Origin of the sequence: Ferdinandcohnia salidurans (assembly GCF_042680725.1) — a bacterium.
GTDB classification, from domain to species: Bacteria; Bacillota; Bacilli; order Bacillales; family Bacillaceae_L; genus Ferdinandcohnia; species Ferdinandcohnia salidurans.
In genome coordinates, this window is the sequence record NZ_JBHUEK010000025.1 from 721,765 (window position 1) to 736,901 (window position 15,137).

Annotated in this window: 13 protein-coding genes and 1 pseudogene; 7 read left to right on the top strand and 7 right to left on the bottom strand. The window is 34.7% G+C overall.

Annotated elements, in window-relative coordinates; translation table 11 throughout:
- The first annotated feature begins 107 nt into the window (after positions 1–107).
- The 3 genes from ACFSFW_RS17800 to ACFSFW_RS17810 all read left to right on the top strand — a co-directional run bounded on the left by ACFSFW_RS17800 (position 108) and on the right by ACFSFW_RS17810 (position 4,339).
- A complete protein-coding gene (locus tag ACFSFW_RS17800) occupies positions 108–479 on the top strand; it encodes a DUF3899 domain-containing protein (protein WP_304213499.1) in 372 nt (123 codons plus the stop codon).
- 61 nt (positions 480–540) lie between these two features.
- A complete protein-coding gene (locus ACFSFW_RS17805) occupies positions 541–2,337 on the top strand; it encodes a S9 family peptidase (protein ID WP_388040215.1) in 1,797 nt (598 codons plus the stop codon).
- 373 nt (positions 2,338–2,710) lie between these two features.
- The gene (locus ACFSFW_RS17810; RefSeq protein ID WP_388040217.1) at positions 2,711–4,339 is read left to right on the top strand and encodes a peptide ABC transporter substrate-binding protein; all 1,629 of its coding nucleotides are present in this window, start codon (positions 2,711–2,713) and stop codon (positions 4,337–4,339) included.
- Between the two features lie 94 nt (positions 4,340–4,433).
- On the opposite strand, the gene ACFSFW_RS17815 is transcribed toward ACFSFW_RS17810, so the two are convergent.
- The gene (locus ACFSFW_RS17815; protein ID WP_388040219.1) at positions 4,434–5,336 is read right to left on the bottom strand and encodes an HD-GYP domain-containing protein; all 903 of its coding nucleotides are present in this window, start codon (positions 5,334–5,336) and stop codon (positions 4,434–4,436) included.
- Between the two features lie 113 nt (positions 5,337–5,449).
- Positions 5,450–6,154: a hypothetical protein gene (locus ACFSFW_RS17820; protein WP_388040221.1), complete on the bottom strand. Its 705-nt coding sequence runs from the start codon at positions 6,152–6,154 to the stop codon at positions 5,450–5,452.
- Between the two features lie 317 nt (positions 6,155–6,471).
- On the opposite strand from ACFSFW_RS17820, the gene ACFSFW_RS17825 reads away from it, so the two are divergent.
- The 4 genes from ACFSFW_RS17825 to ACFSFW_RS17840 all read left to right on the top strand — a co-directional run bounded on the left by ACFSFW_RS17825 (position 6,472) and on the right by ACFSFW_RS17840 (position 9,714).
- On the top strand, positions 6,472–7,317 hold the full coding sequence (locus ACFSFW_RS17825) for a formate/nitrite transporter family protein (RefSeq protein WP_388040223.1): 846 nt from the start codon (positions 6,472–6,474) through the stop codon (positions 7,315–7,317).
- A gap of 143 nt (positions 7,318–7,460) precedes the next feature.
- Complete coding sequence (locus ACFSFW_RS17830) at positions 7,461–7,883, top strand: VOC family protein (protein ID WP_388040225.1); 423 nt, start codon at positions 7,461–7,463, stop codon at positions 7,881–7,883.
- A gap of 382 nt (positions 7,884–8,265) precedes the next feature.
- Entirely contained in the window at positions 8,266–8,973 is a 708-nt protein-coding gene (gene rluF / locus ACFSFW_RS17835; RefSeq protein ID WP_388040227.1) for a 23S rRNA pseudouridine(2604) synthase RluF, read from the top strand.
- A gap of 261 nt (positions 8,974–9,234) precedes the next feature.
- Positions 9,235–9,714: a PAS domain-containing protein gene (locus ACFSFW_RS17840; RefSeq protein ID WP_388040228.1), complete on the top strand. Its 480-nt coding sequence runs from the start codon at positions 9,235–9,237 to the stop codon at positions 9,712–9,714.
- A 272-nt stretch (positions 9,715–9,986) separates the two neighbouring features.
- On the opposite strand, the gene ACFSFW_RS17845 is transcribed toward ACFSFW_RS17840, so the two are convergent.
- From ACFSFW_RS17845 to ACFSFW_RS17865, 5 genes and pseudogenes are all read right to left on the bottom strand, one after another.
- A complete protein-coding gene (locus tag ACFSFW_RS17845) occupies positions 9,987–11,489 on the bottom strand; it encodes a reverse transcriptase domain-containing protein (RefSeq protein ID WP_388040230.1) in 1,503 nt (500 codons plus the stop codon).
- 331 nt (positions 11,490–11,820) lie between these two features.
- Positions 11,821–12,174: a hypothetical protein gene (locus tag ACFSFW_RS17850; RefSeq protein WP_388040232.1), complete on the bottom strand. Its 354-nt coding sequence runs from the start codon at positions 12,172–12,174 to the stop codon at positions 11,821–11,823.
- A 4-nt stretch (positions 12,175–12,178) separates the two neighbouring features.
- Positions 12,179–14,071, bottom strand: a complete 1,893-nt coding sequence (locus ACFSFW_RS17855; RefSeq protein WP_388040233.1) for a DEAD/DEAH box helicase — start codon at positions 14,069–14,071, stop codon at positions 12,179–12,181.
- A gap of 142 nt (positions 14,072–14,213) precedes the next feature.
- Positions 14,214–14,846 carry a hypothetical protein gene (locus ACFSFW_RS17860; RefSeq protein WP_388040235.1) on the bottom strand — a complete coding sequence of 211 codons (633 nt, stop codon included), beginning with the start codon at positions 14,844–14,846 and terminating at the stop codon, positions 14,214–14,216.
- 41 nt (positions 14,847–14,887) lie between these two features.
- A pseudogene (locus ACFSFW_RS17865) lies at positions 14,888–15,111 on the bottom strand (restriction endonuclease); the annotation flags it as partial.
- Positions 15,112–15,137 lie beyond the last annotated feature (26 nt).

A 15,137-nucleotide genomic window follows, 5' to 3' on the forward strand; every position in this document is an offset into this window, starting at 1 on the left:
TTATCCAATGTTAAAATGGGCTAAAAAGGTTTCTGAATAATTGTAAATAGGCAGAGTGAGTCATTTATTTGACTCCTCTACCTATTAAAAAAGGGGGGCTTAAGAAGATGAAAAAAGTTATTTTTCCGGTATTCATTATCCTTTTCTGGATCGGGACAATTGCATTTCTGCATTTATCGTTACTCGAATGGATAAATGTAACCTTCCTAATCGGATTGCTTTCAGGTTTGATAGCTGTGTCCGTTAAGATTATTCATACCGGCTTTTTACGCCTTTTTATGTCTGGTTTTAAGAAGTTAAATATGACTATGATGCCAAAGTCTAGATCATTACAACAAGTGGATGAGGAATTAGAAAATAATGAAGACATCATTCAATTTAAGCATAACCTTTCTATGATGGTTTATAAGGTAACATTACAGTTTTCAATTTTGACTATATCTCTTTCTGTTATTGGACTATTTGTATTCTATAAATAAAACAAATAGTCTTTTTTGTATATACTAGACAATTCAAAAATAAAGATAGGGGGAATTAGAAATGGAAATGACACTTGAATCAAAATTACATAGTTATTTAAACGCAGTTTCTGCTTATAAACCTACTGCTATTCCGAATCAAAATGCAGTTACATTTTTAACTAAGAAAACCGGTATACCTCAAGTATGGAAGTGGAGTAAAGATACTTCAGAGATTGAACAATATACGGATTTAGAAGATCGTATTTTATCAGTCTATCATTCACCGTCTAGTTATAAAACAGTTGTCGGAATGGATTCAAAGGGGAATGAAAAACAACAGTTTTATCTTTTAAAAGAGGAGGGTAAGATTGTTGAAGAACTAGTGGTCTCTCCTCCCCATTTCCACTACTTTGGAGGTTGGTCTCCTGATGGTAGTAAAATTGCCTATTCAAGCAATAGAAGGCATCCAGGAGCCTTTGATGTATTCGTTATGGATGTTGAAACAAAACAAGAATCCGTTGTATATGAGTATGATGGAAACTGTACACCTCTAGTATGGCTTAAAAATGGAGAACAGCTAGTTATCAGCATTCAAGATACAAATATAGATACATCATTATATGTTCTAGATATACATACTGGGGAAAAAAATAGAATTGGATTTGAAGGAACTCAGGCTAGATACCAATCTCTCATTCTAACAAAGGATGGTAAAAGCGGCTTCGTGTTATCTGATGCTTACAACGATACATTAGATATCTACCAATTTAGTTGGGATGAGCCTACTGCACTGAAGAAGTTATTCTCAATTGATAAATGGGATGTTGAAGAGATAGCATTGTCACCCAATGAGGAAAAGCTAGTGTATACGGTCAACGAAGGCGGGATCTATTCACTTACGATATTCGATTTGATGACAGGTAAACATGAACAAATAACAGGCATTCCAAATGGTGTTTTGGATTCTCTTACCTGGTTAGATGATGAAAACCTGATTTTCAGCTTAAATAGTCCAATCCTCCCTGGGGATATATGGAGAGCCTCTACTAACTTAAAAAAGGTAGAAAGACTTACATTTGTAGGAAGTTCAGAAAGTGTCGAGAACCTGTGGCTAGAGCCTGAACTATGTACGTTTTCCTCCTTTGATGGGTTAGAAGTGCCATATTTTATCTATGGTAAAAAGGAGCAGTCGCAACCTCTTGTCGTATATGTCCATGGTGGTCCGGAATATCAAATTAAGGCCGAATTTAATCCTGTTATCCAATTTCTTGCTGGACAAGGATTTGCCGTGGTTGCACCAAATGTCCGTGGTAGCATGGGGTATGGAAGAAAATACGTACAATTAGATGACGGACGAAAGCGTATGGATGCTGTTGCTGACCTTGCATGGCTTGTTAAGGATCTTATTACAAACAGGTCCGTTGATAAGAATAGAATCGGAATTATGGGAAGAAGCTATGGCGGCTTTATGGTACTTGCGGCTTTAACACACTATCCTGATATTTGGGCAGCAGGCGTAGACATTGTTGGGATTTCTCATTTTAAAACCTTTCTTGAAAATACTGGTTCATGGCGTCGAAAATTGCGTGAGTGTGAATACGGGACCCTTGATGAAGACGTAGACTTCTTTGAAGAGATAGCGCCATTAAATCATACAACGAATATATCTGTTCCATTATTAATTTTTCATGGGCGCAATGATACGAGGGTGCCTGTAAGTGAGGCGGAGCAACTTTACTCCGATTTACGCACCCAAGGCAAACAAGCTGAACTGGTCATTTTCGAGGATGAAGGACATCAAACGGAAAAAATTGAAAACCACATAAAAATGAATACAATGATTGTTACTTTTATGAATCAATATTTAAAAAGATGACTTTCCTAAAAGAGAAGTGTAAAGGCATTTTACACTTCTCTTTTTACTTTACCTTGTTGCATAGTTATGCTTTTTTTCTTTGAATCCAGTTCCACTAGTGCAAATATATACTTTATTCCTTTTTTTAAAAATTATTATTGATTTCTGAAAACTATTTTTATATAATGACTATTATTCATTCCTAATTTAGGTAGGAAAATCGTTCCTAAATATTGCTAGTAGGTAGTTTCCAAATTAGAAAACCGATTTTCGGTAAAATTAATGTATTTTAGTATCTATTTAGGTAAATGGTTATTATTCATAGAGTCTACTACTTTTATTTAGTAACACGACGATATGATTGAATAAAAATTGATACAAAGGGGAGAAAAACATGAAGAAAAAGTGGCTTGTATTATTAACAATAGTTATGGCAGTTTCGTCCATTCTTGCCGCATGCAGCAGTAGCTCTACTGATAAAGAATCAGGTGGCAAGAATTCCGCAGATGTAAAACAGGAAATGGTAGTTAATATCAAGACTGAGCCACCTGCGATTGATCCAGCAATGGCAACAGATGTTCCTTCTGGATGGGTTTTAGATCACATTTTTGAAGGCTTGTATACACGTGATAAAGATGGTAACCCTGTATTAGGTGTTGCTGAAGATGTTAATCAATCAGACGATGGAAAGACTTATACGTTTACTTTGAGAGAGGATGCTAAATGGTCTGATGGTACTCCTGTAACCGCATATGATTTTGAATATGCATGGGAACGTGTCTTAAGTCCTGATACAGGAAGTGCATTTGCATTTTACTTGTATTACATAAAAGGTGCTGAGGATTATAACAAAGGTAATGGTTCTCTTGAAGATGTAGGAATCACTGCAAAAGACGATCGAACCTTTGTTGTTGAGTTAAATTCTCCACTAGGTTATTTTGATAGTCTATTAACATTATGGACATTCTACCCAGTAAAGAAAGAGCTAGTTGAGGCAAATAAAAACTGGGCAGCTGAAGCTGAAGGCTATATTAGTAATGGTCCATTTAAAATGACTGAATGGAAACATGATAGCCAAGTAGTTATTGAGAAAAACAAAGAGTATTACGCACAAGATGTTGTAAATCTAGAAAAAGTTACATTCAAAATGGTTGGAGAAGCAACGACATTCTATCAAATGTTCAAAACAAAAGAACTTGATTTAGTTATGACGTTACCTACTGATTCAATTGATGCTGAAAGAAAGAATCCAGAGTATAAAGAAGTCCCTTACTATGGAACATACATGTATATGTTTAACGTCGAGAAAGAACCATTTAATAATGCAAAAGTACGTAGAGCATTTGCAATGGGAATCGACCGAGATGCGTTAACAAAAAGTATTACAAAAGCAGGAGAAACTCCAGCATATGCAATGGTACCAACTGGAGCACAAACTCCAGACGGTGAATTCCGTGAAGCTGGTGGAGATTATTTCGAAGAAAACTATGAAGAAGCTAAAAAGCTTTTAGCTGAAGGTATGGCTGAAGAAGGCTGGACAGAACTACCAGAAGTAACGTTGCTCTATAACACAGATGAGAATCACAAAAAGACTGCAGAAGCAGTTCAAGAGATGTTGAAAAAGAACCTTGGGGTAGATATTAAGCTTGGTAATCAAGAATGGGGTACTTACTTAGACACAACTAAGCAACATAACTACCAAATGGCACGTATGGGTTGGATTGGAATATTCGTTGATCCAGTTGTTAACCTAGACTACTATTTAGGGGATAGCCCGAATAACCGTACTGGTTGGGTAAATGAAGAATTCGATAGCGTAATGGCACAAGCAAAGGTTGAACAAGATACTAAGAAACGCTATGATCTTCTTCACGATGCTGAAGAAATTCTAATGACTGATATGCCGTTTATGCCAGTGTATTTCTATACAAATAACTACCTTGTTTCAGAAAAATTTGAGGATGTTGCATACTATGTAAACCGTTATCCTACATTAAAGTGGGCTAAGAAGGTTTCTGAATAAAGTAATTGGCAGAGAGAGTTTATAAAGACTCTTCTCTGCTTTTTTTGATTTCATTTGAATCCAAAATAAAAAAGTACCCATAAAGGGTACCATTTTATATCCGCTTCTCTTCTTTTAAAATATCCTCAAAGGCATCGACTACCTTTTTATCGTAGTGGGTACCTGCTAGTCTTTTTAATTCATCTAGAGCAATTTGTGAACTTAATGCTTTGCGATATGAGCGGTCTTCCGTCATTGCATCAAATGTATCACTTACCGCAATGATCCGTGCTTCAATAAGAATTTCATCGCCTTTTAATCTATTAGGATAACCGCTTCCATCTAACCTTTCATGATGTTGTTCAATAATAGTCGCTATGTCATTATAATAGAAGTCTTTTACCATTTCCGCCCCATCTCGCGGATGACGTTTAATAATAGCAAATTCCTCGTCTGTTAACTTGTCTGGTTTTTTTAATATTTCTTCTGGTGTATTGATTTTCCCGATATCATGCAGTATGGACGATAAATATAAGTTCTCTAATTTTTCCTTTGGAAGCATCAATTTTTTTGCTATTTTTACTGCGTATTCTGCAACTCGTTCACTATGGTTATATGTATATCGGTCTTTTTTTTCAACCTCATCCACAATATCTTTCAAACGTGTTATACTCTCGCTTAATTGATAAAAAGTTGGCTCAGTAATGACCCATAGATATTCAACATCTTTTATAACAGAAAAATGAACCGGCTCTTTTAAGTTACTGGCATAATAGTAATCTCTTGGCCCGAGAGTAATTTTCTCCCCGTTTAATTCACAGACCATTTCACCACTAAGAATATAAAAGAACTCCATAACATTTGGATTCTCACTTGGATAAACGTAAAATATGTTAGTCTCTGCAATCCTTTGAATCATTATTTCTGTACCTGCCCCACGGGCAAGCAGGCTTATATCAAAACCTTCAAATGATACCTGTTCCATATATGTATCCTTTTTCCCTATAGCAAACGACACCTGTATCACCTCGTTAAGTTCTCAAAAAAAACGAGCCTAGCGTAAAATGTAGACTCGTTTTCCTATCAATATCATATAGTATTCAGATTGTTCTATCAAATAAAATCTAAAAATTATCTCGAAAACTTCACCACGCGTACAGGATCAATCCAAACCCATCTGTCAGCAAAGCGGACAAGTTTCCAGCTGCATTCTGCGATAACTCCCTTTTTTGCTGCCTTTTCAATTGTTTCTGCAGACATTTTTAGCGTTTCATCATAAATATCTGTAATGACTTTCCCTAAGTCTTTCGTAAAGCGCTGTGTTTTTTCTTGATATTTTTCAGACCTTGCATTTAGCTTGCTTTTTAACTTATCGAGCTTTTCCTCTATTTTTTTTGTATCTTTATCTTCTTCTGCCGCAGATATTAACTGAACTGTAACCCCTTCGATTTCTTGGTTTATTTCTGCTATTTTGCTTTCTATTTTTTGCGTTTCCGCTAAACGCTTTTCTTCTATTTCAGCTAACTTCTTTTGTAAATCTTGTTGTTTTTTTATATCATGTTTAGATAATTCCAATTCAGAAATTATCTTTTCTTTCTCTTTGCCTAACTTTACAACCTTCTCCCCTTCTTCGATTTTACGAATTTCTTGAAGGTATTCCGCATGTAAGTCATCTGCCTTCTTAACTGCCTTTTCAATTTTCTCATCGATTTCCTTGTTTGTTTTCTCAATTAATTCTAATGCCTTTTGTACATCATCGTCTTCTGCTGCAAAAGTAGTTGTACCCAAACCTAAAATAATAGCAGCTGAAAATAAAAAGGATAAAATAAGTTTCATAGTCTTACTACACACTCCTTTAGTCACAATTTTCTCAGTAAATAAGGTCTTTTTTACTATCTACCATCAGTATACATGGACTAAATACCTAAATCTATGTCTAATTTTGTAATATTTTGTATTTTTAATAATTAAATCTATTATTCTTTCAAAAAATGCACTTTTCTTCTACAAAACAAAACAATATTATCTGTGTGTTTACCATATTTAGCATGCATATAGTTAAATGTAAGTTTTTGTAAATAAACATTGCGTTGCTAAAATCCAACTCAGTACAATAAAGGAGACTAATACAAAAATAAATGGAGGCAATGACCTTGGATTATGTTAAACCAACCCAGTTGATAGAGGATGTTGCACATGCCGGTGCTCATAAATCCACCCTAAAAATAAGTGACATTCTGATTAAAGGGATACTTTCAGGAGCCTTTCTCGGCTTTGCAACAACACTCGCTTTTACTGCCACAATAGAAACGAACCTAAGTATTGTTGGAGCTTTGGTCTTTCCAGTTGGATTTGTGCTCGTATTATTATTAAGTCTTGAACTTGTGACAGGTAATTTCGCGATGCTGCCGCTTGCTAGAATAAGAGATCTTACCTCAAGCAAAAATGTCATCTATAACTTTTTCTGGGCCTTTCTCGGAAATCTATTAGGAAGTCTATTATATGGTGTTTTATTTTATATAGTTACTACAAAACTCGGGCATATCACTCAAGGAGCCATGATTGATAAGATGATTGCTGTCGCAGAGGGAAAGACCCTTACATATAAAAGCATTGGTGGAGATGGTTTTATTGTTGTTATAACAAAAGCCATCTTATGTAATTGGATGGTAACATTAGGAGCCTTTATGGCATTCGTTTCAAGTTCAACCATTGGAAAAATTGCTGCCATGTGGCTGCCGGTCTTTTTATTTTTTGCCCAAGGGTTTGAGCATGCTGTTGTAAATATGTTTGTTATTCCAACAGCGATTCTTATGGGTGCTGATATTACATTGGGTGATTGGTGGATATGGAACCAAATTCCGGTTACAATTGGTAACTTTATTGGAGGATTTGTCTTTACAGCCCTAGCACTTCACTTAGTGAATAAGAAGAAAGTAACAAAACCTGAAAACGTAGTCGTTAACTACCCTCCTGCCCTAAAAGGTAAAGAAATGTAGCCCTTTATGGACCTACACAATGCCCTTCGCGGTATTGAAGGGGTGATTTATTTTCGGTAAAAATCTCTTTAAAAGTTGGCTATTCTTGAACTAACCGGATAGACTAGAAATTGTATATATTACCAATAAGGAGAAGTGAGAAAATGGCGGTAGATGTTTATCTTGTTTTTAATGGCAATTGTCGAGAAGCAGTCGAGTTTTACGGGAAAGTGTTTAAAACAGAAACACCACAAATTATGACATTCGGTGAAACACCGCAAAGCCCAGACTATCCATTACCAGAGGAAGCAAAAAACTTAGTGATGCATACACGACTCAACATCGCTGGAAGCAATGTTATGTTCTCAGATAACTTCCCTGGACAACCCTTTGTTGAAGGCAATAACGTTACACTTGCATTACTTAGTGAAAATATGGATGATTTGAAATCTTGGTATGAACAATTAAGAGATGGTGGGACAGTAGGCATGGAACTCCAAGAAACATTCTGGAGCAAGCTCTACGGTCAAGTAACCGATAAATTCGGAATCCACTGGCAACTTAACTATGGTAATGGTGGCATGTAAAGAAGGAGAATGCCCCTTCTCAGCTCAGTGGAGAAGGGGCAAATTTTATGTTTTAAAGGTAATTTTTAAAATAATTTTTCCCATATCCAAATTGATTCCTGCAACATAATCGAAGTAAGGTTCCGATTAATTGTTTTTGAATTAATGGTCATTTCATTGCTTAACACTATAATCGTAATTCCCTCATCTAGTAAACGAGTAACATAGTGACGAAAACCGCCGGATATCCACCAGAGTTTACTACCGCATCAAGCCCCGATTTTTCAAAAAATAAATTCTTTTAAAACAACTGTTTTAGATCCAAATAAGAGTTTGTCATTCACCCTTAAAATAAAGTATAGTTAGTATCAATAAAACAATCCTCTGATAAGGTTGTGTCAATATGCGTATTAATAAATATATAAGTGAATCTGGAAAAGCCTCTAGAAGAGGTGCCGATAAATTAATAACCGATGGGAGAGTTACCATTAATGGTAAGCGTGCAACTATAGGTAGCCAGGTTGAGCCTGGGGATGACGTTCGAGTGGATGGAAACCCCATTCGAGTAGCAAGGAATAATGTCTATATCGCCTTAAATAAACCTGTAGGCATTACTAGCACAACAGAAAAAGGAGTTAAGGGCAATATCGTTGATTTAGTCAACCATCCATTAAGAATATTTAACATTGGACGGTTGGATAAAGATTCAGAGGGCTTAATACTTCTTACGAACGATGGCGACATTGTTAACGAAATTCTGCGTTCTGAAAATAAACATGAAAAGGAATATATCGTTTCAGTAGACAAGCCAATTACTCCTGAATTCTTGAAGAGGATGTCTGAGGGTGTCAAAATATTGGATACAAAAACACTTCCTTGTGAAGTTGTTCAATTATCAAAGTTTGATTTTCAGATTATTTTAACACAAGGGCTAAATCGTCAAATACGGCGCATGTGCGCGGAATTAGGATACGATGTTTACCGATTGCAAAGAACCCGAATCATGAATATTCACTTAGGCAACCTTCCTCCTGGACAATGGCGAGATTTATCTAAGAAAGAACGAACTCAGTTATTTAGAGAATTAAACTATGAGCCAAAAGAATGGTAAAACTATGGAATGTCCAAGTAGAATTATCAGTAGCATGTCCCTTTTACTAAAGGGACATGCTCATATATGGCCAGTCCTTTAAATGCAAATAATAGTCAATAACAATCTTGTGAGATAAATCACAATTCGGTCTCATTATTAATGCTATCATTAGTAATGAGGTTAGATAATACCCACTTAAAAGTAGAAAATTTTTTCTCACTACTATTTGTACTATTATTTTCTGTTCTTAAAGAGAGATTGCATAAAGGAGTGTTATAAATGGCTGAAAATAAATTGGCTGAATTAATTAGTCCTGAAGCTATCATTAATTTTGAAACTGGTGCAATTAAAGCAAGCACTTTGGATTCAATTATTAATCTTTTACCATTTGAAATGGGTTTTTGCGATGCTAATGATATTTTCCGCTGGTATTCAAATAATCCCAACCGTGTCCATGGCCGGCGTAAAGAAGCAATTGGTCGTCATGTACTTGAGCTACATCCAAGAATGGCCCATCACGTTGAAAAGTTGCTGAATGATTTCCGTTCAGGAGCACGTAACGAATGGGAATTTTGGTTTCCAAAACGATCTGGTGAAGAAACCGGTCAAATTTACCAAAAGTTCATGGCCGTACGTGATGAAAACGGAAAGTATCTTGGATGTATGGATGTGACCGTTAATATCGACCTTTTCCAAGGAAAAGAAGGTAAACATACCCCTGAAACGATTGACGAATTTATAGCTGTTAAGCCTGAGTAAAAAATATCAGAAGCTACTAAAAAACACATTGAATCCCCCGATTCAATGTGTTTTCTTTATGATTGAATTTTTGGCGGTCGCTTATGTACCCTGACGACATTGTGGTTCCATAGATCATTTGAGAGAACTCTCTAATCCTTGCTTCTATTTATGGTACGGTTCACCGTACCGGTTTGTAGGGTAAACTATTAAATACTTAAAGAAAGGATATCCATGAATTGATGGGTATCCTTTAATAAGTTTTTCCTATCTTACAGAAATAAAAATAATTATTAATAATCGTAGGCATTAGAATCTGGGTTCATTGTCCTTTCAATCCCAACGGTAATGACATTCATTCTTATTGCTTGATATATTCTTAAGAAACTCGGTATTTCCATTATTCCTTTTTTGCCTTTAATTCTTCTACTCTTGCATTCTTGTATCAAATCATTACCGTTAACATTAAACGGGAATTGATCATCCCTTAAGTGCCCCCACTTAAGTAGAAGTTTTTTTCTTTTCTTTAGCGTATTTAGAATTGTAGAGATAAGCCATTTATCTAGGTACCTTAGCTGGTCTTCATCATCTAACAATGGGTAAAAACTCATAATACCTTTAAATCTTAATCTTTTATAAGATCCATTAAGATAATTTCTAAGCATTCTCTCATTTAAATTACCGTATAAATAACGACGAATTTGCATTATAGCAGTTACAAAGTCCCTATCTTCGTCATTTCCTGGAATCACAACCGATTTAAGAGTCTCCCCATTTAATGGTTGAATTAAGTTTCTATAAAGAATATAGCTTATTTGTTTTTTTATTTTATTAACAGAGGAAGGTTTAATACTGATATGTTCATTGGAAAGCTTATACCCCAAAAATTCTACATAATGCTTGTAAGAAGCTAGCTCGGAAGGCATTCCTTCTTTAGATAAGATACTAATTCCATCAGATTTAAGAGCATTAATTTTAACCCCGGCCTCTGTAGAAAACATATTAATTATTTCAAATGATTTAGTTATCTTTCCATAGTCATCTGCCCAAATTATTGTGTCATCTGCGTATCTTGCAAATCTTAAACCTTCTTTTTCTAATTTTTTGTCCAACTTCCAGCATGCTATATTTGCTAGAAAAAGCGATAAGGATGTTCCTTGAGGTATACCTTTTCCCTTTACCATATTTACTAAGAATAACTTAATAATACTTTTTTCAAATTCACTTATTAAAAAACCATTTTGATTGAATTGATCAAATAAATAATCGTGATTAATCGAACCAAAAAAATCTTTGAAATCGAATTCGGCCACAAATGTTCTGGGGCTTAATTTTATATCAAGTCCAATATCATTTATCGCATAATGTACATTTCTGTCATTTCTGTAGGCATACGAGAACGAGCTAAATCTATGTTTGTTTTTACTTAATAGTTTTTTATAAAAATAATTGGATACCGCTTCGTCCGGTATTTGGAATATGTATACTTCTCTTTTTCCACCACCTTTTTTATCAACATAATTTATATAAGGTTGGTATGGTTTATATTCACCATTAATTAGCTTGTTAAATATCGAGGTACCTATTTTCTTGTAATGCTTTAACACATAATAAGGATTGTGCTTTCTATCGACTTTCCAGTGTACAGGTACTTTTACTTCCTTTGGGGGAGGATTTGTTACACGCCGCTTGTTTCTTTGATACTCTAATTCCAAAGAATTATGATAATTTTCGTGTTGTTCGACCTTTTTTTTCGCAAATTCAAATATTGTATTTATAATATCTTGTTTTAACATGCAAATTCCCCCTTTTCTAAAAAGAACTCCCTCTATAAAGAGGGAGCTCTTATCACGGAAACTATAAGTAAAAATAAGCTCAATACTCTCGATCAACGCTTTTGAGAAGCGTTGATCTCCATCGCCACCCTAAAAAGAATGGCATCTATAGTACCCGTTAGTCACCTAATGACGTTGTAACTATTTTACCATGAATATAAATAGAACAAAAGAAAATTATTCCAATTAACCCAATCCCTTTGATTGAAATTCGGAGCATATTCTTAGACATCTTTTTAAAAAGTGAAATAAAATAATTAAAGGGAGTATTAAGCTTCTTTATTATTTATATTTATGAAGCTATCTTATAATCAACTATACTTTTAGCAATTTCTAATCCTTCAGCCTCTACTAGTCTAATAAAGGCTTTTGCAATTACTAACTCTCTATCATATATTGTATTAATTTCATCTCTTTGCTTAATTTGGATTTTCTGTAATTTTTCTGAAGAATCAAAGTAATAATACGCATATGCATACCCCACATAGTCATCTTCAAACTTCATCTCAACAATTAACCCATCATCATGATTCGTATAGTGAACGTATTCATAGTTAGGTAATTTTGCATTAGCAATCAACTCATCCGGCCATATTGGATTTAAATGAACTGCTTCAAATAGCGCCTTTCTTAGCTCTTCACTCATTAAATTATCCCCTTTTTAATAAATCTTCAATTAATGCTTGTAGATGCTGCACAACCTGATCAAGGTATTCCTGTGCATATTCAATCTCTTGAATTGTCCATTCCCAATCATCTCGTTTGCCAAATTTCTCAAAAAGTTTTAAGTTTAAGTAACGAGCAATCAATCCTGCATTGTCTGTTTTTAAATCAGATGCTAAACGAGGATATTTTCTTATTACAGGAAGTTCTGCTAAATTTCGTTCCTCTTTAATGAGACCGTACTTAGTAAGTATTTCAGCAGGTATAACCTCTTGTACTTGAGTAGCGAAATGCTTCTTTACTTGTTTGGTGTATTTGTCAGGTCTTAAATAAATTGGATTAAAATCTTCCGGTTTACGTTGGCTTTCAATCATTCTTCTTGCTTGATGGTCATCCAATTCACCCATTATTTGTTTCAACTGTTCAATCTTTGCTTTAATTTCTTGTTCATAAGCCTCGTACTCTTGTAGTGTTTCGGTTTGTTGATAATCCTCATAAAAGGTGTCAAAATCACCTTCTACCTCAGCTTCACCAAAATCAAAGTTCTTTATCCCTTTTTCCATTGTGGATTCACGCTTACGCTGTTCCCTTATCTTCTTTGTTATATCTTTATACTCTTGTTCCTTTTGATATTCTTCCCACAGTGGGTCTAAATTTAAATCCTTATGGCCCACTACCACTGCAACATTATCTCCTGGTGTTTTCAACTGTTCAGGTGGAATTCTACGTAATGTTCTTCCAATAAACTGAGCATATGGTGCTAAGGATCTAAATGGGCGAAAAATTGCCGCAATTGTTAAATGCGGATGATCATACCCCTCACCAAGTAAGGCAACATGGACTACAACTTCAACCTCATGAGCCTCTATAGCCCTTAAACGCTCATGTCGAACTGCATCCGGTAAATCACTATGAATTAAAGCTGTCCTCAGTCCTTTTTTGTGATACATATATTCTATGTCTTGGGCATGGTCAATACTACAAGCAACCGCTATTATTTTATGCGGTACTCCACTTGCTCTCTTTTCCATCAGATGTTCTGTACTTTCTTCGACTACTTGCATACTACACTCAGGGGAATAAGCAACGCTCCTACTTATCCAATCCTCATCTTTAATTCCCATTTCACGAATTTCCTCTAAGGTATACCTTTCGTCATCTCTATCAATAGTTAAATACAATTTTTCTGGTACGACAACAAAATTTCTTAATGACTTTACATAGCCTCTTTCCATTGCTCGGCCTAGTTTATAATCAGTGACATATTTACCTTCAATAATCTTATTGTCACTTCTAAATGGTGTCCCTGTAACTTTAAGAACTTTTGCACTATCAAAGTATTTTAGTGCATTATCCCACGTTCTAGCTGGTGAATGATGCGCTTCATCAATAATAATCATATCGAAAAAGTCCTTTGGTACCTTTTCTAGTAAACTATTTCGACTTCTAGCTTGTAATTTATGTACATTTAGAATTACGATATTGGCATGATCAAGATCACTCTGTTTTATTTCCCTATCATATTCTACTACTATAGGTAATTGATCAAAGCTATTAAAAACGTGTTGATTCATCCAGAAGTTGGTTGGATTGGTTGGGTCTAATGAATCAACTACATGATCCTTAATAACTAGTTGAGGGGTAATGATAAGAACCCGACCATCACTAATTCCAAAAGGAGCTAAAGCCATTACTCCAGTTTTCCCTGTACCTGTAGGTAAAATTACCACCGCATGCTCATTGCCTTTAGATGACTTGAAATGAGTATAAATATCGTAATAAGCTAATATTTGGGGTTCCCAAAGACGATCATTATCAGCAATAAAAGGATTTGACTTTTGAAAAAATTTAATATCAAAAAACTGCCCAGCGATACTCACAAAACTCCCCCTATAATATTTTCTACAGTTTACTATTCAACCTTTAACGATTATTCCCTTTAATTCCATTATATAGCATCCTAAAAACAAATAATATTATCAATTATGTCGACTCGTTTTCTCTTCCCCAATATATAATGGGTCAAAAGATATTTTTTCTATCCAAAACAAATTGTTTCTGATTACTTGATAGACAATCCCAGATCCTCTTTAACTTCCAATCTTCTAATTTCAGTAATTGTTCTTTTTCACGATTTCTCTTTATTGTTAATTTAAAATGGGACTTTTTGAAGTCTATCCTTGCCCTTTCCAGTCTCCATATAAGTACATTTAATTGACTCGGTGTAAATGCTTTTCTTTCCTTGAAATAATCAATAAAATTTTCTATGTCAAACTCATGATCTTTTGCAGCTAAAGCTACTAAAGTATTTAATACACTTTTTTCCTTAGATTCAGTAACTAGTCTATTCCTATCTTTCATTACTTTTTTCTTTGCTTCCTCAAATGACAGTTTCTTTCCTGATTGATCTATCACTGAAATTTTAAATCTCGTAATACACTCAGATCCAATCAAGAGAGTATTATTATTTAATACATTAACAATTTCAAATTGATACCTTATATTGGGCTGACCACATAATTCACATATTTCTTCCGCGATCTCTACATCATACATACTACCTTCGTATTCCCACTCGTCCAAGGCTTTTCTAATATTATACTTTTCATTACTAACCGGAAAGACATTCCTCTTAACTCTTTCCATCCAGTTCATACTATCACCTCAAATAATTAGAATTCACTCTTGATTAATATTCACTTAGGCACATACATCTTCTTCAACGGCAGTAAAATCCTTACATATGTCGGCATATTTTCGTACCATTTCATAACTAATCAACTAGTTCTTCTAAATCTACTAAACTTACAGATTTATGTTTAGCAACTGCTTCCGCATGCGAGGTAAATCCACCTGTTGATACAAACAAACTATTAACATCAATAGGATTAGCACCTAGCAATTGTTGAATTTCGTGTGCACCAGTTGGATAATACATACCGTACC

Coding starts and splice junctions, on each gene's coding strand:
- ACFSFW_RS17800 (WP_304213499.1), top strand. CDS start 108: ATGAAAAAAGTTATTTTTCCGGTATTCATTATCCTTTTCTGGATCGGG.
- ACFSFW_RS17805 (WP_388040215.1), top strand. CDS start 541: ATGGAAATGACACTTGAATCAAAATTACATAGTTATTTAAACGCAGTT.
- ACFSFW_RS17810 (WP_388040217.1), top strand. CDS start 2,711: ATGAAGAAAAAGTGGCTTGTATTATTAACAATAGTTATGGCAGTTTCG.
- ACFSFW_RS17820 (WP_388040221.1), bottom strand. CDS start 6,154: ATGAAACTTATTTTATCCTTTTTATTTTCAGCTGCTATTATTTTAGGT.
- ACFSFW_RS17830 (WP_388040225.1), top strand. CDS start 7,461: ATGGCGGTAGATGTTTATCTTGTTTTTAATGGCAATTGTCGAGAAGCA.
- rluF (WP_388040227.1), top strand. CDS start 8,266: ATGCGTATTAATAAATATATAAGTGAATCTGGAAAAGCCTCTAGAAGA.
- ACFSFW_RS17840 (WP_388040228.1), top strand. CDS start 9,235: ATGGCTGAAAATAAATTGGCTGAATTAATTAGTCCTGAAGCTATCATT.
- ACFSFW_RS17845 (WP_388040230.1), bottom strand. CDS start 11,489: ATGTTAAAACAAGATATTATAAATACAATATTTGAATTTGCGAAAAAA.
- ACFSFW_RS17850 (WP_388040232.1), bottom strand. CDS start 12,174: ATGAGTGAAGAGCTAAGAAAGGCGCTATTTGAAGCAGTTCATTTAAAT.
- ACFSFW_RS17860 (WP_388040235.1), bottom strand. CDS start 14,846: ATGAACTGGATGGAAAGAGTTAAGAGGAATGTCTTTCCGGTTAGTAAT.